General features: G+C 60.5%; 15 protein-coding genes. 3 read left to right on the top strand and 12 right to left on the bottom strand.

All coding sequences use genetic code 11. The features are described 5' to 3' along the window. Positions 1-5 precede the first annotated feature (5 nt). Complete coding sequence (gene nagE, locus ACLBW8_RS20920) at positions 6-1,712, top strand: N-acetylglucosamine-specific PTS transporter subunit IIBC (protein ID WP_447806214.1); 1,707 nt, start codon at positions 6-8, stop codon at positions 1,710-1,712. A gap of 128 nt (positions 1,713-1,840) precedes the next feature. Here the strand turns inward: nagE and ACLBW8_RS20915 are convergent, their stop codons facing one another. The 5 genes from ACLBW8_RS20915 to purL all read right to left on the bottom strand — a co-directional run bounded on the left by ACLBW8_RS20915 (position 1,841) and on the right by purL (position 7,614). Then, complete coding sequence (locus ACLBW8_RS20915) at positions 1,841-2,104, bottom strand: DUF6124 family protein (RefSeq protein WP_064454015.1); 264 nt, start codon at positions 2,102-2,104, stop codon at positions 1,841-1,843. Between the two features lie 386 nt (positions 2,105-2,490). Next, entirely contained in the window at positions 2,491-2,778 is a 288-nt protein-coding gene (locus ACLBW8_RS20910; RefSeq protein ID WP_447806213.1) for a HigA family addiction module antitoxin, read from the bottom strand. A gap of 14 nt (positions 2,779-2,792) precedes the next feature. Further along, a complete protein-coding gene (locus ACLBW8_RS20905; protein ID WP_447806212.1) occupies positions 2,793-3,071 on the bottom strand; it encodes a type II toxin-antitoxin system RelE/ParE family toxin in 279 nt (92 codons plus the stop codon). Between the two features lie 330 nt (positions 3,072-3,401). Beyond that, on the bottom strand, positions 3,402-3,713 hold the full coding sequence (locus ACLBW8_RS20900) for an NGG1p interacting factor NIF3 (protein ID WP_447806211.1): 312 nt from the start codon (positions 3,711-3,713) through the stop codon (positions 3,402-3,404). 4 nt (positions 3,714-3,717) lie between these two features. Further along, the gene (purL, locus tag ACLBW8_RS20895) at positions 3,718-7,614 is read right to left on the bottom strand and encodes a phosphoribosylformylglycinamidine synthase (protein ID WP_407016208.1); all 3,897 of its coding nucleotides are present in this window, start codon (positions 7,612-7,614) and stop codon (positions 3,718-3,720) included. Positions 7,615-7,900: 286 nt separating this feature from the next. Here purL and mltF point away from each other — a divergent pair, with 286 nt between their 5' ends. Then, a complete protein-coding gene (gene mltF / locus ACLBW8_RS20890; RefSeq protein WP_447806210.1) occupies positions 7,901-9,361 on the top strand; it encodes a membrane-bound lytic murein transglycosylase MltF in 1,461 nt (486 codons plus the stop codon). Positions 9,362-9,499: 138 nt separating this feature from the next. Here the strand turns inward: mltF and ACLBW8_RS20885 are convergent, their stop codons facing one another. The 5 genes from ACLBW8_RS20885 to treP form a co-directional block, all read right to left on the bottom strand. Beyond that, the gene (locus ACLBW8_RS20885) at positions 9,500-9,778 is read right to left on the bottom strand and encodes a PTS transporter subunit EIIB (protein WP_221295593.1); all 279 of its coding nucleotides are present in this window, start codon (positions 9,776-9,778) and stop codon (positions 9,500-9,502) included. A 2-nt stretch (positions 9,779-9,780) separates the two neighbouring features. Beyond that, on the bottom strand, positions 9,781-12,312 hold the full coding sequence (gene ptsP / locus ACLBW8_RS20880) for a phosphoenolpyruvate--protein phosphotransferase (RefSeq protein WP_447806209.1): 2,532 nt from the start codon (positions 12,310-12,312) through the stop codon (positions 9,781-9,783). Between the two features lie 184 nt (positions 12,313-12,496). Then, the gene (locus ACLBW8_RS20875; protein ID WP_064454023.1) at positions 12,497-13,717 is read right to left on the bottom strand and encodes a maltoporin; all 1,221 of its coding nucleotides are present in this window, start codon (positions 13,715-13,717) and stop codon (positions 12,497-12,499) included. Between the two features lie 72 nt (positions 13,718-13,789). Beyond that, positions 13,790-15,436, bottom strand: coding sequence for an alpha,alpha-phosphotrehalase (gene treC, locus ACLBW8_RS20870; RefSeq protein WP_447806208.1), 1,647 nt, complete (start codon positions 15,434-15,436; stop codon positions 13,790-13,792). 124 nt (positions 15,437-15,560) lie between these two features. After that, on the bottom strand, positions 15,561-17,003 hold the full coding sequence (gene treP, locus ACLBW8_RS20865) for a PTS system trehalose-specific EIIBC component (RefSeq protein ID WP_064454025.1): 1,443 nt from the start codon (positions 17,001-17,003) through the stop codon (positions 15,561-15,563). A 251-nt stretch (positions 17,004-17,254) separates the two neighbouring features. On the opposite strand from treP, the gene treR reads away from it, so the two are divergent. Further along, positions 17,255-17,959 (top strand): trehalose operon repressor, encoded by a 705-nt coding sequence (treR, locus tag ACLBW8_RS20860; RefSeq protein ID WP_447806207.1) that lies wholly within the window; start codon positions 17,255-17,257, stop codon positions 17,957-17,959. Between the two features lie 206 nt (positions 17,960-18,165). Here the strand turns inward: treR and guaA are convergent, their stop codons facing one another. Beyond that, positions 18,166-19,743: a glutamine-hydrolyzing GMP synthase gene (guaA, locus tag ACLBW8_RS20855; protein ID WP_064454028.1), complete on the bottom strand. Its 1,578-nt coding sequence runs from the start codon at positions 19,741-19,743 to the stop codon at positions 18,166-18,168. An 81-nt stretch (positions 19,744-19,824) separates the two neighbouring features. Then, positions 19,825-21,294 carry an IMP dehydrogenase gene (guaB, locus tag ACLBW8_RS20850; RefSeq protein WP_003209646.1) on the bottom strand — a complete coding sequence of 490 codons (1,470 nt, stop codon included), beginning with the start codon at positions 21,292-21,294 and terminating at the stop codon, positions 19,825-19,827. Between the last annotated feature and the right edge of the window lie 26 nt (positions 21,295-21,320).

Here is a 21,320-nt window from a genome sequence, read left to right as displayed (position 1 = left end):
ACGCCATGCACCAACACTTTATCGAAGGCTTGCAACGCCTCGGCCGTGCGCTGATGTTGCCGATCGCGATCTTGCCGATCGCCGGCCTCTTGCTGCGCCTGGGCGACACCGACCTGCTCAACATCGCCGTGATGCACGATGCCGGGCAAGCGATCTTCGCCAACCTCGCGCTGATCTTCGCCATCGGCATCGCCGTGGGGTTTGCCCGCGACAATAACGGTACAGCGGGCCTGGCGGGCGCAATCGGTTACCTGGTGATGGTCTCCACGCTCAAGGTGATGGACACCACCATCAACATGGGCATGCTCGCCGGTATCGCCAGCGGCTTGATGGCCGGCGGGCTGTACAACCGCTTCAAGGATATCAAGCTGCCGGAGTACCTGGCGTTCTTCGGCGGGCGGCGGTTTGTGCCGATTGCCACGGGTTTTTCGGCCGTTGCGCTTGGGGTGATCTTTGGTTTGATCTGGCCGCCGATCCAGCACGGCATCAACAGCTTCGGTGTGTTGTTGATGGAAAGCGGCAGCATTGGTGCCTTCGTATTTGGCGTGTTTAACCGTCTGCTGATCGTCACCGGCCTGCACCATATCCTCAACAACATGGCGTGGTTTGTGTTCGGCAGCTTCACCGACCCGGTAACCGGTGCAGTGGTCACCGGCGACCTGACCCGCTACTTCGCCGGCGACCCGAAAGGGGGCCAGTTCATGACCGGTATGTTCCCGGTGATGCTGTTCGGCCTGCCCGCCGCGTGCCTGGCGATGTACCGCAACGCGCTGCCGGAACGCCGCAAAGTCATGGGCGGGATTTTCCTGTCGATGGCGCTGACCTCATTTTTGACCGGTGTGACTGAGCCGATTGAGTTCGCCTTCATGTTCCTCGCGCCGTTCCTGTATTTGATCCATGCGCTGCTGACGGGCCTGTCGATGGCGGTCACTGACCTGTTGAATATCCACCTGGGCTTTACCTTCTCCGGCGGCTTTATCGACATGGTGCTGGGCTGGGGCAAGTCCACCAATGGCTGGCTGGTGTTCCCGGTCGGGTTGGCTTATGCGGTGATCTACTACAGCGTGTTCAACTACTGCATCCGTCGCTTCAACCTGAAGACACCGGGTCGCGAAGATATCCCGGTGGTGCAGGCCGAGGCGATGAGCGAGAACCAGCGGGCCGGTGCGTACATCCGTGCGCTGGGCGGTGCGGCTAATTTGTTGAGTGTCGGCGCCTGCACCACGCGCCTGCGGTTGGACATGGTGGATCGCAACAAGGCAGTGGACGCGGAACTGAAAGCACTTGGCGCGATGGCCGTGGTGCGGCCGGGCAATGGCGGGAGTTTGCAGGTGGTGGTGGGGCCGATGGCCGACAGCATTGCTGATGAGATTCGCTTGGCCATGCCGTCATTTGTTGCCACTGCACCGGTAGCGGCTGCGCCTGTGGATAAGCCGGTTGCGGTGAATGTGCACGAGGCCGAGAAATGGCTCAACGCCTTGGGTGGACGCGGGAATGTGCGGCAGCTGGAAGCTGTGGCGATGACCCGGTTGCGCGTGGAGTTGGGGGATGACTCGGTGTTGTCCGAGGCCGACCTGACTGCACTGGGTTGCCAGGGTGTGAGCCAGCTGGACAGCGGGGTTTGGCACCTGTTGATTGGTGACAAGGCCTTGGGGTTGGGCGAGGCGCTGGAGCGGTTGGTCAGTGGCCGTGAGGTCGGCGCCAGGGTCTAGAGGTGTAGCGGCTGTTCTGGCCTCATCGCGGGCAAGCCCGGCTCCCACATTTTGATCGGTGCCCGACTTGGCAATGCGATCAAATGTGGGAGCGGGCTTGCTCGCGAATGGGCCTAAAAGGCACCCGATCACTTCTGTTCAGGCACCTCAACTAAATCCAACACCCGATCCACCATCAACTGGATACCCTCCAGCATCCGATGAATCCCCAGCACCGCATCACGCTGCGGGCCGTCGATATCAAACGCCAGATTGCCCGCCAGCGCCTGCACGGATGCCAGGTCTTGGGAGGCGTTGGCGAGCAGGGTTTCGCTGTTCAGGTTGGGCAGTACGGTGAAAATATGGTCGGTAGATTGAGAATCAGATGGAGGATTGGGACTGTCTTTGATCATGGTAAACCTCTGGTGTGAGATGAGAACTACCAGCATCACTTGCAGTGTGATGGGTGGCAGCTGTGCGCAGGCCTGCAAGACCAAGATTCACCAGCAAATCCCGGTAGACCCGAAGGTCTCCCGCACACAACCGCCATAAATGGCGACCATGAAAAAACGCCGCAATTATAAAGGCGCTTTTGACTAACTGGTGAGGTTTCGACGGGCTTGCAGTCCCGATCGCTGAATTGGCAGCGACTGGCGAAGGTTAATGAGGCCAGTTCCGAGGGACAACCTGAAAGGCCTGTGGGAAATCTCCGAGACTTGAAGAAATCGCAGACAATAAAAAACCCGGTCTAAGCCGGGTTCTTTGATCGCCCTGTACCCTATCATCCCTCGGCAAAGAATCACTCAACCCGAGCAAATCGTTCAATCACAGGCTGCTCTCGATGCTCTGCCTGCCACAGGTCATAGCTGCTCTGCATGGACAGCCACATCTGCGCTTTGCTGATGCCTGCACGCTCAAGCCGTACCGCCAGATCAGGACTGACGGGGGCATGTCCATGAAGAATCCTCGAAAAGGTTTCCCTCGCGAAACCCAGGCGTCGAGCAACTTCAGTGATCGTCATTCCCAGGCTGGGAATGACATCCTCAAGCAGTATTTCCCCAGGGTGAGGAGGATTGTGCATACCCATAAACAGAGCCCTTCTCAGTGGTAATCGAGATAGTCGACCAGCTCGACTTGATCGTCAAACATGCGAAAAATGATGCGCCAGTTACCACTGATGCTCACCGACCAATAGTCGACAAGGTCCCCTTTCAAGCGATGGAAGCGCCAACCTGGCAGTTCCAGATCACTCCAGTGACTCGCGCTGTTTAAAATCAGCAAGACACGGCGCAGGCGGTTTACATGGTTCGTATTGATCCCTTTCGTAGAGCCAGTCTCATAAAAAACACGAAGGCCTTTATGTTTCCAGCTAACAATCATGGGTAATTGTGATGTGATACATCACACCCAGCAATAGCCGCCTATCAGTTTTGATCGTCAGACTCATCACTTTCCACCGCAGAGAAGATTCAAAGCAGGAAGGCTAGAAGGACAGGTTCCGAGGGACAACCTGAAAGGCCTGTGGGAAAGATCTCAGGCGCCTGTCCCGGCGCGTTCGCGAGCAAGCTCGCTCCCACGTTTGATCGGTGCCCGACGTGGCAATGCGGTCAAATATGTGAGCGGGCTTGCTCGCGAATAGGCCCTTGCAAACAACAAAAAACCCGCTGACCAAACTGGCCCAGCGGGTTTCTTGTTTCTGCAATCTGCGAATCAAAAATCCGCCAACTGCCACACCTCATACGCCGGTGTCTCATAGGGATGGCTCAGTTTCAACGCGGCCACAACCGCCACGATCAACTCATCTGCCACCACCAGCTCAACCTTCCATTCTTCAACCACTTCAACCTGGCCGACTTGCCCGATAAACGGCTGACTGCCGTCCAACGCGCGAAATTGGCCCTGGCCCAGCACCTGCCAGGCACAGCTGTCGTAATTGCCGATGCGCCCGCCGCCGGCGGCAAAGACGGCGGTTTTCACCGTCTCCACATGGCTTGCGGGCACAAAGAAGCTGAGCTTGTACACCGCCTTAGTTCACCCACACGCGGGCGTTGCGGAACATGCGCATCCAGGCGCCGTCTTCGTTCCACTCTTCCGGACGCCACGAGTTCTGCACGGCGCGGAACACACGCTCCGGGTGCGGCATCATGATGGTCACGCGACCGTCGCGGCTGGTAAGGCCGGTGATCCCGCGCGGCGAGCCGTTCGGGTTGGCCGGGTAGCTTTCAGTGACCTTGCCGTGGTTGTCGACGAAACGCATGGCCACACAGCCGGACAGGTCGGCTTCGAGCAAGGCTTCTTCGCTGGAGAACTCAGCGTGACCTTCACCGTGGGCAATGGCGATCGGCATGCGCGAACCGGCCATGCCTTGCAGGAAGATCGAGTTGGATTCCTGCACCTGCACCATGGCGACACGGGCTTCGAACTGCTCGGAACGGTTACGCACAAAGTGCGGCCAGAACTCGCTGCCCGGGATCAGCTCGTGGAGGTTGGACATCATCTGGCAACCGTTGCACACACCCAGGGTGAAGCTGTCGTTGCGCTCGAAGAAACCCTGGAACGCATCGCGAGCACGGCTGTTGAACAGGGCCGACTTGGCCCAGCCTTCACCGGCACCCAGCACGTCGCCGTAGGAGAAACCGCCGCAGGCCACCAGGCCTTTGAACTCGTTGAGGTCAACGCGACCGGCAAGGATGTCGCTCATGTGCACGTCGATCGCATTGAAGCCGGCGCGGTCGAACGCGGCCGCCATTTCCACCTGGCCGTTGACGCCCTGCTCACGCAGTACCGCAACTTGTGGGCGGATGCCTTTCTTGATGTAAGGCGCGGCGATGTCCTGGTTGACGTCGAAGCTGAGCTTGGTGCTCAGGCCCGGGTTGTCTTCTTCCAGGATCACGTCGAATTCCTGCTCGGCGCACTCCACGTTGTCGCGCAGACGCTGGATCTGGTAGCTGGTTTCAGCCCACTGGCGTTGCAGCAGACGGCGCTGGCCGGCAAACACCGTGTCGCCGTTGAAGGAGATATTGATCTCGCCATTGTTGATCGGCTGGCCGATCACGGCCACGCAGTCGTCCAGGCCAGCGGCGCTGAATTGTGCGAGTACGTCCGGCGTAGCGTCCTGGCGAACCTGGATCACGGCGCCCAACTCTTCGTTGAACAGGATGCCGTTGATTTCGGAGGCGTCCTCGGCAACGCTGTCGAGCACGATGTTCAGGCCGCAATGACCGGCGAAGGCCATTTCCACAACGCTGGTCAGCAAACCACCGTCCGAACGGTCGTGGTACGCCAGCAGGTGGCCGTCGGCATTCAGGCCCTGGATGACGGCGAAGAAGGCTTTCAGGTCTTCAGCGTCATCCACGTCCGGCGCGTGCTTGCCGAGCTTGCCATGGGTTTGCGCGAGGATCGAGGCGCCCATGCGGTTCTGGCCACGGCCCAGGTCGATCAGGATCAGATCGGTGGTGCCCTTGTCCATGCGCAGTTGCGGGGTCATGGTTTGGCGGATGTCGGTAACCGGTGCGAAACCGGTGACGATCAGCGACAGCGGCGAGGTGACGCTCTTGTCGGTGCCGTCTTCGTTCCAACGGGTGGCCATGGACATCGAGTCCTTGCCCACCGGAATGGTGATACCCAGTTCAGGGCACAGCTCCATGCCGACCGCCTTGACGGTGTCGTACAGGCGCGCGTCTTCACCCGGGTGACCGGCAGCGGACATCCAGTTGGCCGACAGCTTGATGTCGGACAGCTTGCCGATGCGGGAAGCGGCGATGTTGGTGAGGGTTTCACCAATGGCCATGCGACCCGACGCCGGGGCGTCCAGCAGGGCCAGCGGCGTGCGCTCGCCCATGGCCATGGCTTCACCGGTGTAGACATCGAAGCTGGTGGCGGTGACGGCAACATCGGCCACCGGCACTTGCCATGGGCCGACCATTTGGTCACGGGCAACCAGGCCGGTGATGGTGCGGTCGCCGATGGTGATCAGGAAGCTTTTGCTCGCCACGGCCGGGTGGTGCAGCACGCGTTCGATGCTGTCGGCCAGTTCCAGCGTGCTTGGGTCGAAGTCATCGCCCAGCTCGGCTTCACGTACCGCCGAGCGGTGCATGCGCGGGGCTTTGCCCAGCAGCACTTCGAGTGGCATGTCGACCGGGCTGTTGCCGAAGTGACTGTCGGTAACCGTCAGTTGCGGCTCGGCAGTGGCTTCGCCGACCACGGCGAACGGGCAACGCTCGCGTTCGCAGATGGCCTGGAAGCGCGCGAAGTCTTCAGGGCCGACGGCCAGCACGTAGCGTTCCTGGGATTCGTTGCTCCAGATTTCGTGCGGGGCCATGCCCGGCTCGTCGTTTGGAATGTTGCGCAGCTCGAAACGGCCACCACGGTCGCCATCGTTGACCAGTTCCGGGAAGGCGTTGGACAAACCGCCGGCGCCGACGTCGTGGATGAAGCTGATCGGGTTCTTGTCACCCAACTGCCAGCAACGGTCGATGACTTCCTGGCAGCGGCGTTCCATTTCAGGGTTTTCGCGCTGTACGGAAGCGAAGTCCAGGTCAGCCGAGCTGGTGCCGGTGGCCATGGAGGAAGCTGCGCCGCCGCCCAGGCCGATCAACATCGCCGGGCCGCCGAGTACGATCAGCTTGGAGCCGACCAGGATTTCGGCTTTCTGTACGTGTTCTTCACGGATGTTGCCCATACCGCCGGCCAACATGATCGGCTTGTGGTAGCCGCGCACTTCATCGCCACGCGGGGTGGTGATGGACTGCTCGAACGTACGGAAATAGCCGGTCAGCGCCGGGCGCCCGAATTCGTTGTTGAACGCGGCGCCGCCCAGTGGGCCTTCGATCATGATGTCCAGCGCGGTAACAATGCGCTCAGGCTTGCCGTACGGCACTTCCCACGGCTGTTCGAAGCCCGGGATCTGCAGGTTGGACACGGTAAAACCGGTCAGGCCCGCCTTTGGCTTGGCGCCACGGCCGGTAGCACCTTCGTCACGGATTTCGCCACCGGAACCGGTGGCGGCGCCCGGGAACGGGGCAATCGCGGTCGGGTGGTTGTGGGTTTCAACCTTCATCAGGATGTGCACCGGCTCCTGCACCGCGCCGTACTGGCGGGTTTCAGGGTCCGGGAAGAAACGCCCGGCGACGGAGCCGACGATCACCGAAGCGTTGTCCTTATAAGCCGACAGAACGCCTTCGCTGTGCATCACGTAGGTGTTCTTGATCATGCCGAACAGGCTTTTTTCCTGGCTTTCGCCGTCGATGTCCCAACTGGCGTTGAAGATCTTGTGACGGCAGTGCTCGGAGTTGGCCTGCGCAAACATCATAAGCTCGATGTCGTGCGGGTTGCGCTTCAAGCCAATGAAGGCGTTGACCAGGTAGTCGATCTCGTCTTCAGCCAGGGCCAGGCCCAGTTCGGTGTTGGCCTTCTCGAGGGCGGCGCGGCCACCGCCCAGCACGTCAATCGCGGTCAGCGGCTTGGGTTCGGCGTGGCTGAACAGACCGGCAGCCTGTTCCAGCTGGCTGACGATGATCTGGGTCATGCGATCGTGCAGGCTGCTGGCGATCAGCTCGGCCTCGGCATCGCTGAACTGGCCGGCGACGTAGAAAGCGATACCGCGTTCCAGGCGCTGGATTTTTTCCAGGCCGCAGTTACGCGCGATATCACTGGCCTTGCTCGACCAGGGCGAGATGGTGCCGAACCGCGGCAGAACCAGGAACAAGCGGCCGGTCGGCTCTTGAACGGGAACGCTGGGGCCGTACTTCAGAAGGCGTGCGAGCACTTGCTGTTCGTCGGCGGTCAACACGCCGGTAACGTCGGCGAAGTGAGCAAATTCAGCATACAAGCCTGTAACCGCTGGAACCTTTTGGCTCAATTGCTCAAGGAGTTTGCTGTGGCGAAAGGCAGAAAGGGCAGGAGCGCCGCGCAGGATCAACATCTTCGGGACAGCCTCGGGAAGGGGTGTGCTTTGAGGCCGTGCATTCTAGCGTAAACCGCCGCCAACGGCACCCGAAACGGCACGGCTGGCGGCTGCCGAACGTCAGTTGGCACGGATTGCACGGTATCGGAGCGTTTTCCAAGGGTTTGCGCGCAGTTATTTTAACCGTCACAAACCCTCGTCAACCCACGTTTCTGCGGGCTTCAGCCCGGTTTTGCGGGCGCTAGCAGACAAGTCCCCTGCTGTCGAGATATGGCGCCGAGGGTCGTTTGCGTATACTGCGCAGATGTTCTCCCCTACTGCTTTACGCCCGCGATACGCCAAATGGCTCATCGCAACCGGACTCTTCCTGATGCTCAGCGCCTGTGTTGATAAGCCCAGCACGCTCGAGCGAATCAAGGAGGATGGCGTATTGCGGGTGATCACCCGGAACAGCCCGGCGACCTATTTCCAGGACCGTAACGGTGAAACCGGTTTCGAGTACGAACTGGTCAAGCGTTTTGCCGATGACCTGGGTGTGAAGCTGGAGATCGAGACCGCTGATAACCTCGATGACCTGTTCGGCCAATTGGGCAAACCCAAGGGCCCGGTTCTGGCCGCCGCCGGCCTGGTCAGCAGCGAGCAACGCGCGCAGCAGGTGCGCTTCTCCCATCCGTATCTGGAAGTGACGCCGCAGATCATCTACCGCAATGGCCAGTCTCGCCCGACCACCCCGGCGGACCTGGTGGGCAAGAAGATCATGGTGCTCAAGGGCAGCACCCACGCCGAGCAATTGGCCGAGCTTAAAAAGCAGAACCCTGCGATTGAATACGAAGAGTCCGACGCCGTTGAGGTGGTCGACCTGCTGCGCATGGTGGACGAGGGGCAAATCGACCTGACCCTGGTGGACTCCAACGAAGTCGCGATGAACCAGGTGTACTTCCCCAACGTGCGCGTGGCGTTCGACCTCGGCAATGCCAGCAACCAGAGCTGGGCCGTGGCGGCGGGAGATGACAACAGCCTGCTCAACGAGATCAACAGTTACCTGGACAAGGTCGAGAAGAACGGCACGCTGCAGCGCCTTAAAGACCGCTATTACGGGCACGTTGATGTACTCGGCTATGTCGGTGCCTACACCTTCGCGCAGCATTTGCAGCAGCGCCTGCCCAAGTACGAAAAGCACTTCAAAGCCTATGCCAAGGAAGAAAAAGTCGATTGGCGCTTACTGGCAGCCATCGGCTATCAGGAATCGCTGTGGCAGCCGGCCGTCACCTCCAAGACCGGCGTGCGCGGCCTGATGATGCTGACCCAGAACACCGCCCAGGCGATGGGCGTGTCCAACCGCCTGGACGCCAGGCAAAGCATCATGGGCGGCGCCAAGTACCTGGCCAAGATCAAGGATGAGCTGGACGACAGCATCGCCGAGCCGGACCGCACCTGGTTCGCCCTCGCCGCCTACAACGTCGGCACCGGCCATCTGGAAGATGCGCGTACGCTGGCCAAGCGAGAAGGCCTGAACCCGAACAAGTGGCTGGATGTGAAGAAGATGCTGCCGCGCCTGGCGCAAAAGCAGTGGTACAGCAAGACCCGCTACGGCTATGCGCGCGGCGGTGAGCCGGTGCACTTTGTGGCGAACATCCGGCGCTACTACGACATCCTCACGTGGGTGACCCAGCCGCAGCTGGAAGGCAACCAGGTGGTCGAAGGCAACTTGCATGTGCCGGGTATCGACAAGACCAAGCCGCCTGAAGACACCCCGCCGTTGTAAATCCAATCATCAAAACAGCCTAAAACCAATGTGGGAGCGGGCTTGCTCGCGAAAGCGCTGGATCAGCCAATACATCTGGCGACTGACACGCCCTTTTCGCGAGCAAGCCCGCTCCCACATTTTTGATCTCCGCCTGGCTTAGAGGCCGGTGAGCAGATGCACGACGCCGCCAGTCAACACCATCACCCCCGCAACACCCGCCGCCTTCAGCGCCTGCGCATCCAACCGCCCGGCATCCTGCAGCTGCACGCGCACCCGCGTCAGCGCCACGCGCTGCTGCGACTTGAGATTATCCGCGCCACCCAACGCATTCAGCATTTCGGCCGACAACAAACTCGGTGGCGGCGCCACCACCGTCTCAGCAATCAGATCCGGGGTCAGGGCTTTCCAGAACGCCCGCTGCAATTTCTCGAACATGCTCAGTGCTCCACGACAGGTGAGGTTTCAACGGTGGCCGCGTGATAGAGGCGCAGGGCCTCGCGCACTTGGGCAGCTTCTTCCAGGCCGAGCACCTGGCGGGCGATGATCTGGCAGTCGGCCAGGTCCAACTCGCGCACCGTGGCCTTGATGGTCGGGATCAGCGGTACGCTCACTGACAATTCATCCACGCCAAGCCCGATCAACACCGGCACCGCCAGCGCTTCGGACGCCAACGCGCCGCACACGCCGACCCACTTGCCATGCGCATGGGCGGCCTTGACCGTGGTGGCGATCAACCGCAGTACCGACGGATGAAAACTGTCGGCCTGGCTGGCCAGCCGTGGGTGGTCGCGGTCCATCGCCAGCGTGTATTGGGTCAAGTCATTGGTGCCGATAGAGAAGAAATCCACATGCGGCGCGAAGACGTCCGCCATCAACGCGGCAGAAGGCACCTCGATCATGATCCCCAGCTTCGGTAGTTCGCAGAGCCCCAGCGCCAGCGCTTCTTCTTCAAGAATCTTGCGCGCCAGGTGCAGCTCCGACAGCAGGCTGACCATCGGCAGCATGATATGCAGCCGCGCAAACCCGGCACTCGCCAGGATCGCACGGAACTGCTCGCGCAATAACGCGGGGCGTTCCAGGCACAGGCGAATACCGCGCAAACCGAGGAAGGGGTTGGTCTCGCTCTCCATCGGCACGTAGGCCAATGGTTTGTCGCCACCGACGTCCAAGGTGCGCACGACCAAATTGCGCTCGGTGCCCAGGGCGCGGGCGATAGCGCTATAAGTACCGGCTTGCTCCTCGGGGCTCGGTGCGCGATTGCGGTCCAGGTAGAGGAACTCCGAGCGCAGCAGGCCGACGCCTTCACCGCCCAGGCTCAGGGATTGCTCCACCTCCTGCAACGACGCGACGTTAGCCGTGACCTCAACGTGATGACCATCGCGTGTGGTGGCCGGTAAGGCCGCCTGTGCCACTTCGCGTTGACGGCGCAGCACCTGCTGCTGGCGGGCTGCCTGCAGTTGTTCAATTTCGGCCAGGTCCGGGTCCAGGTGCAGCTCGCCTTTGTCGGCGTCGAGCAGTACTTGTTTGCCGTTGGCCAGCGCCAGCACGTGCGCTGGCACACCGCAAATAGCCGGAAGACCCAGTGCCCGGGCGAGGATCGCGACATGGCTGGTCGCGCCGCCGCCGACCGTGACAAAGCCCAGGACCTTGCGTGTGTCCAGGCTGGCGGTCTGTGACGGGGTCAGTTGCTCGGCGATCAGGATGGTTTGCTCAGGCAAGTCCCAGGCACGCTCCTGGACACCGAGGATCAGTTTAAGCACGCGCTGGCCGACATCCGCCAAGTCTGCCGCGCGCTCGGCGAGCAGCGCGTTGCCCAGGCCCTGGAACAATGTGGCGGTGTTTACCGTGGCGCGGTTCCATGCAAAGGCAGCGCTTTTGCCATTGGCCAGCAGAGCATGGGCTTGCTCCAGCAGGGTTGGATCTTCAAGCAGCTCTTGATGGGCGCGGAAGATCTCCGCCTGGGCACTGCCGGCCGCCTTGGCCTGCAAGGCTTGCAGCGCCTCGGTTGCCGCCAGCAGGCCACGTGCCAATATGGCCCGCTCGGTCGCCTCTCCTGCGCCCGCTTCAGTAATCGTCAGCTCAGGCTCGGCCACTTGCACCACCTGGCCAAACGCCGACCCCGGGGACGCACATACGCCCCGCAGCAAGGTCGCCGACGATACCGGCGCAACAGCCTCGACCACCTCGGCCGGTGCCGCGACCGTCTCGCCACACCCTTCAGCCAGTAGCGCGACCAATGCCTCGATCGCCGCCTCGGCATCCTCACCCGCCGCACTCACCTGCAAGGTATCGCCCTGCACGGTTTGCAGCGCCATGATCGCCACCAGCGACTTGGCGTTGGCACTTTGGGTTTGCTTGTGCAGGTAAATGCTGGCACTGAACCCTTTCGCCGCCTGAGCAAAGACCGCCGCAGGACGGGCGTGCAAACCGTTGGTATTGGGCAAGGTCAGCGGCTTGGAAAACCGCGCATCGCCCTCCTCCTCGACCGCTGCGGGAGCGCCCTCCCCCGGCGATACTCGCAACAGCGGCTGGCCTGCATCCACCACACCGCCGTCCTCGGCCAGCAGCGTAAACGGTTCGCCACTGACCACCAGCATCAAGGTCAGCAAACTGCGCGCATTGAGCGCCACGTAGTCGGCATCGAACTCAATCAGCGGCTGCCCGGCCTCCACCCGCTGGCCTTCCTGCACCAGCCGGCGGAAGCCCTGACCCGCCAGGTTCACGGTGTCCAGGCCGATATGCATCAGCACCTGGACGCCATTGTCGTCGGTCACGCTGACCGCATGACCACTGTCCTGGATATTGGTGATCACCCCGGCCAACGGCGCGCACAGGGTTTGCGAGGTGGGATCGATGCACAGGCCGTCGCCGATCACGCGACTGGCGAACACTGGGTCGGGCACCTGATCCAGCGCCAGCAGCACCCCGGACAGGGGCGCCAGCAGTTCCAGGGGTTGAGTTGTGGTCATGACTTCACCTGCTGTTTTGTTCTGTAAAAATCATAGGGTGGATGTGAGTCCTGGGATGACGAAGATCAAATGTGGGAGCGGGCTTGCTCGCGAATGCGGTGTATCAGGCGACACATGTATTGGATGACCCACCGCTTTCGCGAGCAAGCCCGCTCCCACATTTAGTCCGCGTACATTTACAGATTTACTTCCACCAGTATTCGACCTGCACACCCACATTCGACCCGTGCCGCGCCGTACCGTACGCGCCGGTGTCGGACAACGCCGAACCTGCCGCCAGTTCATTCGCCGCGCGCTTGGCCGCTTCGTTCCAGGTTGCATAGGTGTAGTACAAACGCACCTCCGGACGCGCCCAGAAATCCGGGCCGTTGGGCGACCAGGTCGGGGCGAAGGTAAATTTGCTCAACTTGCGCGTACCACCGGCGGCCTCAACCTGATCATGCCCAAGTTCGGTGACCAGTTTGAACTGCTCGCTGATGGCGTACGCCGGGCGCACGCCGATGGACATCCAGGTCTGGTCCTGGCTGCCAGGACGGATGTCTTTCTGGTACACCGCCTCGATCTGCCCGCCGAATCGCGGGGTCACCTGCCAGTCAAAAAACTCCACGGCGCGGTAACTTTTGCTGCTCTTGTCCAGCGCGGTGTCGCCGGTATAACCCAAGCCCGTTCCGGGGCCTTCGCCGTACTGCAAGGCGAATTTGTTCTTACCGCCAAGGAAAGGTTTTTGCACGTGCTGAGCCGTGATCGCCCAACCGCTGTTGGCGTCACGCCCGCCGGCTTTTTCGATGTAGCTCAAGCCGAACTCCAGCTCACCGCCGGGGTTGGTCTTGAAGCCTGCGACGTTGAAGTCGTGACGGGTGGCGTATTCCTTCTGGTACAGGTTGTCCTTGCGCGAGAGGGCGTAGCTGTACTTGAGGTCACCGATCAACACGTCCTCGATACCGCCGCCCGTGGCGCTCTGGTTCCAGTAGTAGAAGTCGGAGATATGGATGTCGTTACGCTTGTAGTAACGCCGGCCGGCCCACAACGAACCGCCATTGAGACTGGGCAGGTTGGACCACTGCGCATACATCTGCGGCATGCGCGCCGAGCCGTTGTCTTCACCCTGGAATTTCAGGGCGCGGTCGTACTTGTTGTACAGGGACGCCATGGCATCGACGCTGAGCACCGAGCCGTCGTCGAGGGTCAGCAGGTCCTGGCGCAATTCAAATTCAGCGTACTGCTCGCATTCGTTACCCAGACGGTATTTCGATTGCGCTCCCGGCAGTTGGAAACACTGTTGCTTGCCACTGCCCGTCGACGTGCCCGCGCCGCTGCGCAAGTAACCGGCAAATTCGAGGGCCTGAGCGGCAAAAGGGGCGGTAAGACACGACGCAATAAGGCCCAGCTTTATTGTTGTTTTCATGAAGCACTCCAATATTTTTATTATGTTTTGGTGAAGCGCCCCTGCACTCCCATACAGGGGTTGAAGCGGGTCTCAGTCCTTGAGGTGCAGCACAAACGACTCATAAGGTCGCAACACCACCGTGCTCGAACGCAATGGGCATTCGGGGTAATTGCTGATCAGCAGGCGTTGCTCGTTCGCCGCACTGATGACGCCTTCCGGCAGTTGGATTTCGCAGGGTGTGCCGTAAAAATTGTTCAGCACCAACAAGCGCTCGCCATCGCCTTCGCGCAGATACGCCCAGACCTGGAGGTGGTCTTGCAGCAGTTGGCGATAAACACCCTCCTGGATCAGCGGCTCGTGACGACGCAACGCAATCAGCGCGCGGTAGTGATGCAGCACCGAATCCGGGTCGTCCAGTTGGCTTTCGACGTTGATCTGCGCCGCGTTGTCCGGAATACCGATCCACGGTTCCCCGCTGCTGAAACCGGCATTGGCCTGCGTGCTCCACTGCATCGGCGTGCGGCCGTTGTCGCGCGACTTCTGCATGATCGCCGCCATGCTCGACGCCTCGGACTCACCGGCATCGCGCTTGAGCCGGAAGATGTTCAGCGTCTCGACATCTCGGTACTGATCAATCTTGTCGAACCCCGGATTGGTCATGCCCAGTTCTTCGCCCTGGTACACATACGGCGTGCCCTGGAGGAAGTGCAGCGCGGTGGCGAGCATCTTGGCCGAGACCACGCGGTACTCACCGTCGTCACCAAACCGCGAGACCACCCGCGGCTGGTCGTGGTTACACCAGAACAGCGCGTTCCAGCCGCCACCGGCCTGCATGCCCAGCTGCCAGTCGGAAAAAATCTGCTTGAGTTGCAGGAAATCGAAGTCAGCCTTCACCCACTTTTGCAGGTTCGGGTAATCCACTTTCAGGTGATGAAAGTTGAAGGTCATCGACAACTCTTTCGATGCAGGATTCGAATAGCGGATGCAGTGTTCCAGGCTGGTCGACGACATCTCGCCAACGTTGATCAGGTCATGGCCCTCGAAGACTTCGCGGTGCATTTCCTGCAGGTATTCATGCACGTTCGGGCCGTCGGTGTAGAAGCGGCGGCCGTCGGTGTTGTCTTCGGGGAAATCGGCAGGCTTGGAGATCAGGTTGATCACATCCAGGCGGAAGCCACCCACGCCTTTGTCACGCCAGAAGCGCATCAGCTTGAACACTTCGGCACGCACTTTGGGGTTGTCCCAATTCAGGTCAGCCTGGGTGTGGTCGAACAGGTGCAGGAAGTACTGGCCGGTTTGCGCCTCGTATTCCCAGGCCGAGCCGCCGAACTTGGATTCCCAGTTATTCGGCTGGTCGCGCCAGATGTAGAAGTCGCGGTACGGGTTGTCGAGGCTGCTGCGCGCCTGCTGGAACCACTCATGCTCGATGGAGGTATGGTTGACCACAATGTCGAGCATCAGCTTGATGCCGCGCTTGGCCGCTTCGCTGATCAGCAGGTCACAATCGGCCATGGTCCCGTAGCTGGGGTCGATGGCGTAGTAGTCGCTGATGTCGTAGCCGTTATCGCGTTGCGGCGAGCGCAGGAACGGGGTGATCCACAGGCAGTCCACGCCCAGCCATTTCAGGTAATCGAGTTTGTCCACGATGCCCAGCAGGTCACCGGTGGCGTTACCCGCGTGGCTGTGGAAGCTTTTCGGGTAGATCTGGTAGATCACCGAGTGTTGCCAGTTTTGCATGGTGGACTCCTTCAATTAAGTTGTGTGTTGGCTTTGAGGGCCTCATCGCGGGCAAGCCCGGCTCCCACTTTGATTTGTGAACACATTCAAATGTGGGAGCTGGCTTGCCTGCGATAGCGATCGATCAAGCGACGCGATACCCCGGCCGCACAATCTTCATGCTCAACGCACAGGTCAGAACAAACGGCACCACAATCGCGATGACCATGCCGATGACAAAAACCGGGATGTACTGCGGAAGAATTGAGATAAACGCCGGCAAACCACCGACGCCGATGGCCGAGGCGGTCACCTTGTTCAACGACAGGAAAATGCTGCCCAACGCCGAGCCCAGCAGCGCGGCATAGAACGGAAACTTGAAGCGCAGGTTCACCCCGAACATCGCCGGTTCAGTGATACCGAAGTAAGCAGAAATGGCCGAGGTGGAAGCCATGCTTTTGTCCCGCGCGTTGCGGGTCATGTAGAACACACCAAGCGCGGCGCTGCCCTGGGCCAGGTTGGACATCACGATCATCGGCCAGATAAAGGTGCCCCCCTGGGTCGAGATAAGCTGCAGGTCCACGGCGAGGAACATGTGGTGCATGCCGGTGATAACGAGCGGCGCATACAGCAGGCCGAAAATCGCTCCGCCGACCATCGGCGCCAGGTCAAACAGGGTGACTACGCCTTCGGTGATCAGGATGCCGAGGTGGCGGGTGACCGGGCCGATGATTGCCAGGGCCAGCACGCCGGTGACGACGATGGTGGTGATGGGCACAACGAGCAGTTGAATCGCATTCGGCACCCGTGCGCGCAGCCATTTTTCAATCACGCTCATCACATAGGCCGCCATCAGAATTGGCAGGATCTGCCCCTGGTAGCCGACTTTTTCGATCTTGAACCAGCCGAAAATATCGAAGTAAGGCAGGCTCTGGCCATCGAGCCCGGCGACTGCCTTGCCGTAGTTCCACGCGTTGAGCAGATCGGGGTGCACCAGCATCAGGCCGAGCACGATGCCGAGGATTTCACTGCCGCCAAAGCGCTTGGCCGCCGACCACCCCACCAGCGCCGGCAGGAACACGAACGAGGTGTTGGCCATCAGGTTGATCAGGCTCCACAGGCCGTCCAGGTTCGGATAGGCCTCCAGCAGCGTCTTGCCCTCGATGAACATGCCTTTGGCGCCCATCAGGTTGTTCACGCCCATCAGCAGGCCGGCGATGATCAGTGCGGGCAGGATCGGCATGAACACATCGGAGAACACCCGCACCAGACGCTGCATCGCGTTGGTCTTGTCGGCGCCCTTCTTCTTCACGTCGGCGATGGTGGCGGCGGCGAGGCCGGTCTGTTCGCGCAGTGCGGCGTAGACCTTTTCCACTTCACCCGGGCCGATCACCACCTGAAACAAACCACCGGTGAAGAACGAGCCTTTGACCAGATCGACCTGGTTCAACGCACTGCTCTTGACCAGGCTCGGGTCCTTGAGCGCGAGGCGCAGACGCGTCACGCAGTGGGCAGCTTGCTCAAGGTTGTCGCTGCCCCCGAGGTTCTCGAGAATCTCGCGGGCGATATTCGAATAATCGTGGCTCATGCTTGGTATCCACTTTGATTTTTTTATTTGGGGGCAGTCATTGGCAGCACGCCGAGGGCAAAAATACTCGTCTGTACGAGTTAAAGCAATAACTCGTCTGTACGAGTTAAGAAATGTTTATTTTTCTGAGTTTTAAGTCAGACATTTCTCTTATTCCACTTGGGCCCAATGGACAAAGCCCACCTCTGCCACTAAGGTTCCTGCCTTGAACACCGTTCACCCTTCATCACGTCGGGCACAGAGCCATCGCCATGAGCAAATACAACCAGATCTATACCGATCTGCTTGCCAACATCACCACTGAACGCCTGCAACGCGGCACGCGCCTTCCCTCCGAAACCGAACTGATGGACGTCTACCAAGCCAGCCGTGGCACCGTGCGCCGCGCTATCGAGCAGCTGCAGGAACGCGGGTTTGCGCAAAAAATCCACGGCAAGGGCACCTTCGTGCTGTCGCCCAACCCGATCGAGTTCCAACTGGGTGGCATCGTCAGCTTCCACGAAACCCACGCCGACCTGGGCGATGACGTACGCACCGACGTCGTCGAATTCAGCCAGTTGCCGCTGGAAGGCTCACTGCTGCAACACATCGAAGCCGAGCCCGGCACGCTGATCACGCGGATCAAACGGGTACGACGCATCGGCGGCAAACGGGTGATCCTCGACATCAACCACTTCGTCGCCGACCTGATCCCAGGCCTGGACCGTGACATCGCCGAGCAGTCGATCTATGCGTTTATCGAAGACACCTTGCAGCTGCAGATCAGCTACGCGCAGCGCACCATCGAAGCCCTGCCCCGCAGCAAAGACGACCAGGCACATCTGGACCTGGATGGGCAAAGCCATGTGATCGTGGTGAGTAACCAGACGTTTTTGCAGGACGGGCGGCAGTTCGAGTACACCGAGTCACGGCATACGTTGGATAAGTTTTATTTTTCGGACATTGCCCGGCGCTGAGGCCCGAGCGAAGATCAAATGTGGGAGCGGGCTTGCTCGCGAATGCGGGGTATCAGTCACCTGTTCATCAACTGACACACCGCATTCGCGAGCAAGCCCGCTCCCACACTTTTGATCGATGGTGTTTGATTTAGCGTATTCCAGAAACACAAAACCCCGGCACATGGCCGGGGTTTTGTTATTCAGCGCTCACCTGCTACGCAGGATCACTCCCACTCAATCGTCGCCGGCGGCTTGCTCGACACGTCATACGTCACGCGCGAAATACCTTCGATCTCATTGATGATACGGCCGCTGACAGTTTCCAGCAGTTCGTACGGCAGGTGCGCCCAACGTGCGGTCATGAAGTCGATGGTTTCTACGGCACGCAGGGCCACAACCCAGGCGTAACGACGGCCATCGCCTACAACGCCAACCGATTTCACCGGCTGGAACACCACGAACGCCTGGCTGACTTTGTGGTACCAGTCGGCTTTGCGCAGTTCTTCGATGAAGATGTGGTCGGCGCGACGCAGCAGGTCGGCGTATTCCTTCTTCACTTCACCCAGGATGCGCACGCCCAGGCCCGGGCCTGGGAATGGGTGGCGGTAGACCATGTCGTACGGCAGGCCGAGTTCCAGGCCCAGACGGCGGACTTCGTCCTTGAACAGTTCGCGCAGCGGTTCTACCAGCTTGAGGTTCATTTCCTCAGGCAGGCCACCCACGTTGTGGTGGGACTTGATCACGTGGGCCTTGCCGCTCTTGGCGCCGGCCGACTCGATCACGTCAGGGTAGATGGTGCCCTGGGCGAGGTACTTGATGTTGTCCAGGTGTTTGGCCTGGGCATCGAAGACGTCGATGAAGGTGCGGCCGATGATCTTGCGCTTCTTCTCCGGGTCGGACTCGCCGGCCAGGTTATTCAAGAACTGATCTTCTGCGTTGGCGCGGATCACTTTGACGCCCATGTTCTCGGCGAACATGGCCATCACTTGCTCACCTTCGTGCAGGCGCAGCAGGCCGTTGTCGACGAAGACGCAAGTCAGCTGGTCGCCGATGGCTTTGTGCAGCAGCGCGGCAACTACGGAGGAGTCAACGCCGCCGGACAGGCCGAGCAGCACGTTGTCGGTGCCGACCTGGGCACGCACGTTGGCAATCGCGTCTTCGGCGATTTTCGACGGGGTCCACAGGGCTTCACACTCGCAGATGTCGAGGATGAAGCGCGACAGGATGCGGCCGCCTTGCTTGGTGTGGGTCACTTCCGGGTGGAACTGCACGCCGTAGTAGCCGCGCTCGTCGTTGAACATGCCGGCGATCGGGCAGCTCGGGGTGCTGGCCAGGATGTGGAAGTCTTGCGGCATCTTGGTGACCTTGTCACCGTGGCTCATCCATACGTCGAGGCCGAACAGGCCGTCGGCGTCGATGTGGTCTTCGATGCCGTCCAGCAGGCGGCTTTTGCCGACCACGTCGACACGGGCATAACCGAATTCACGCAGCTCGGAACCTTCAACCTTGCCACCCAGTTGCTCGGCCATGGTCTGCATGCCGTAGCAGATACCGAAGACAGGCACGCCCAGGTCAAATACGGCTTGCGGGCAGCGCGGGCTGTTGGCTTCGTGCACGGACTCGGGGCCACCGGCGAGGATGACGCCTTTAGGTGCGAATTCGCGGATCGCTTCGTCGTCCATGTCGAACGGGTGCAGTTCGCAGTACACGCCAATTTCACGCACGCGGCGGGCGATCAGTTGGGTGTACTGGGAACCGAAGTCGAGGATCAGGATGCGGTGGGCGTGAATGTCGAGGGCCATGAAGTCAGTCTCGTCTAATGAATCAGAAACAACTCGGGGCTGAAAGAACAGCCCCGGTTACTTAACGTTTTGCTGGAAGCCTCAACCTACGCGGTAGTTTGGCGCTTCCTTGGTGATCTGCACGTCGTGGACATGGGATTCAGCCATGCCGGCGCCGGTGATCCGTACGAACTCTGGCTTGGTGCGCATTTCTTCGATGTCGGCGCTGCCGGTGTAGCCCATCGAGGAACGCAGGCCGCCCATCAGTTGATGGATGATCGCGCTCAGGGTGCCCTTGTAAGGAACACGGCCTTCGATGCCTTCCGGAACGAGCTTCTCGGCGCCTGCCGAGGAGTCCTGGAAGTAGCGGTCGGAGGAGCCTTGTGCCTGGGACATGGCGCCCAGCGAACCCATGCCACGGTAAGCCTTGTACGAACGGCCCTGGAACAGTTCGATCTCGCCCGGCGCTTCTTCAGTACCGGCGAACATCGAGCCCATCATCACGCAGGAAGCACCGGCAACGATGGCCTTGGACAGGTCACCGGAGAAACGGATGCCGCCGTCGGCGATCAACGGAACGCCAGTGCCTTCAAGGGCAGCGGCAACGTTGGCGATGGCGCTGATTTGCGGCACGCCCACACCGGCGACGATACGCGTGGTGCAGATCGAGCCAGGGCCGATACCAACCTTGACCGCATCGGCGCCGGCTTCGGCCAGAGCCTTGGCGGCTGCGCCGGTGGCGATGTTGCCGCCGATCACCTGCACGTCAGGGAAATTCTGTTTGACCCAGCGAACGCGGTCGATCACGCCTTTGGAGTGACCGTGGGCAGTGTCGACCACCACCACGTCAACACCGGCAGCGACCAGGGCCGCAACACGGTCACCGGTGTCTTTACCGGTGCCGACTGCCGCGCCAACACGCAGACGACCTTGGTCATCCTTGCTGGCCAGCGGGTAAGCCTTGGCTTTTTCGATGTCGTTGACGGTCATCATGCCTTTGAGGGCGAATTTGTCATCGACGATCAGCACGCGCTCGATGCGGTGCTTGTGCAGCAGTTCGCGCACATCGTTCTTGTCGGCGCCTTCCTTGACAGTGACGAGGCGCTCTTTAGGCGTCATCACTTCGCGGACGGTGACTTCAAGACGGTTCTCGAAACGCACGTCACGGGAAGTGACGATGCCGACCAGGTCGCCATCGTGCAGCACCGGAACGCCGGAGATGTTGTGCAGGCGGGTCAGGTCGAACAGGTCACGCACGGTGGCGTCGGCTTCGATGGTGATGGGATCTTTCACCACACCGGCTTCGTAACGCTTGACCTTGCGCACTTCGGCAGCTTGCTGCTCGATGGTCATGTTCTTGTGGATGATGCCGATGCCGCCTTCCTGAGCCATGGCGATTGCCAAACGGGCTTCGGTGACGGTGTCCATGGCAGCAGAAACCAGGGGAATATTCAGCTCGATGCCACGGGTTAGGCGGGTCTTGAGACTGACTTCGTTAGGAAGCACCTCGGAATAACCGGGCACTAGGAGAATGTCGTCGAATGTCAGAGCTTCTTGGCTGATACGCAGCATCGCGGGGGCTCCCGAGCGGGAAAATG

Source organism: Pseudomonas sp. M5A4_2d (genome assembly GCF_053345295.1).
This window is presented reverse-complemented; position numbering and strand designations above follow the sequence as displayed.

Coding starts and splice junctions, on each gene's coding strand:
- ACLBW8_RS20885 (WP_221295593.1), bottom strand. CDS start 9,778: ATGTTCGAGAAATTGCAGCGGGCGTTCTGGAAAGCCCTGACCCCGGAT.
- treR (WP_447806207.1), top strand. CDS start 17,255: ATGAGCAAATACAACCAGATCTATACCGATCTGCTTGCCAACATCACC.
- mltF (WP_447806210.1), top strand. CDS start 7,901: ATGTTCTCCCCTACTGCTTTACGCCCGCGATACGCCAAATGGCTCATC.
- nagE (WP_447806214.1), top strand. CDS start 6: ATGCACCAACACTTTATCGAAGGCTTGCAACGCCTCGGCCGTGCGCTG.
- guaA (WP_064454028.1), bottom strand. CDS start 19,743: ATGGCCCTCGACATTCACGCCCACCGCATCCTGATCCTCGACTTCGGT.
- purL (WP_407016208.1), bottom strand. CDS start 7,614: ATGTTGATCCTGCGCGGCGCTCCTGCCCTTTCTGCCTTTCGCCACAGC.
- ptsP (WP_447806209.1), bottom strand. CDS start 12,312: ATGACCACAACTCAACCCCTGGAACTGCTGGCGCCCCTGTCCGGGGTG.
- ACLBW8_RS20910 (WP_447806213.1), bottom strand. CDS start 2,778: ATGGGTATGCACAATCCTCCTCACCCTGGGGAAATACTGCTTGAGGAT.
- guaB (WP_003209646.1), bottom strand. CDS start 21,294: ATGCTGCGTATCAGCCAAGAAGCTCTGACATTCGACGACATTCTCCTA.
- treP (WP_064454025.1), bottom strand. CDS start 17,003: ATGAGCCACGATTATTCGAATATCGCCCGCGAGATTCTCGAGAACCTC.
- treC (WP_447806208.1), bottom strand. CDS start 15,436: ATGCAAAACTGGCAACACTCGGTGATCTACCAGATCTACCCGAAAAGC.
- ACLBW8_RS20915 (WP_064454015.1), bottom strand. CDS start 2,104: ATGATCAAAGACAGTCCCAATCCTCCATCTGATTCTCAATCTACCGAC.
- ACLBW8_RS20905 (WP_447806212.1), bottom strand. CDS start 3,071: ATGATTGTTAGCTGGAAACATAAAGGCCTTCGTGTTTTTTATGAGACT.
- ACLBW8_RS20875 (WP_064454023.1), bottom strand. CDS start 13,717: ATGAAAACAACAATAAAGCTGGGCCTTATTGCGTCGTGTCTTACCGCC.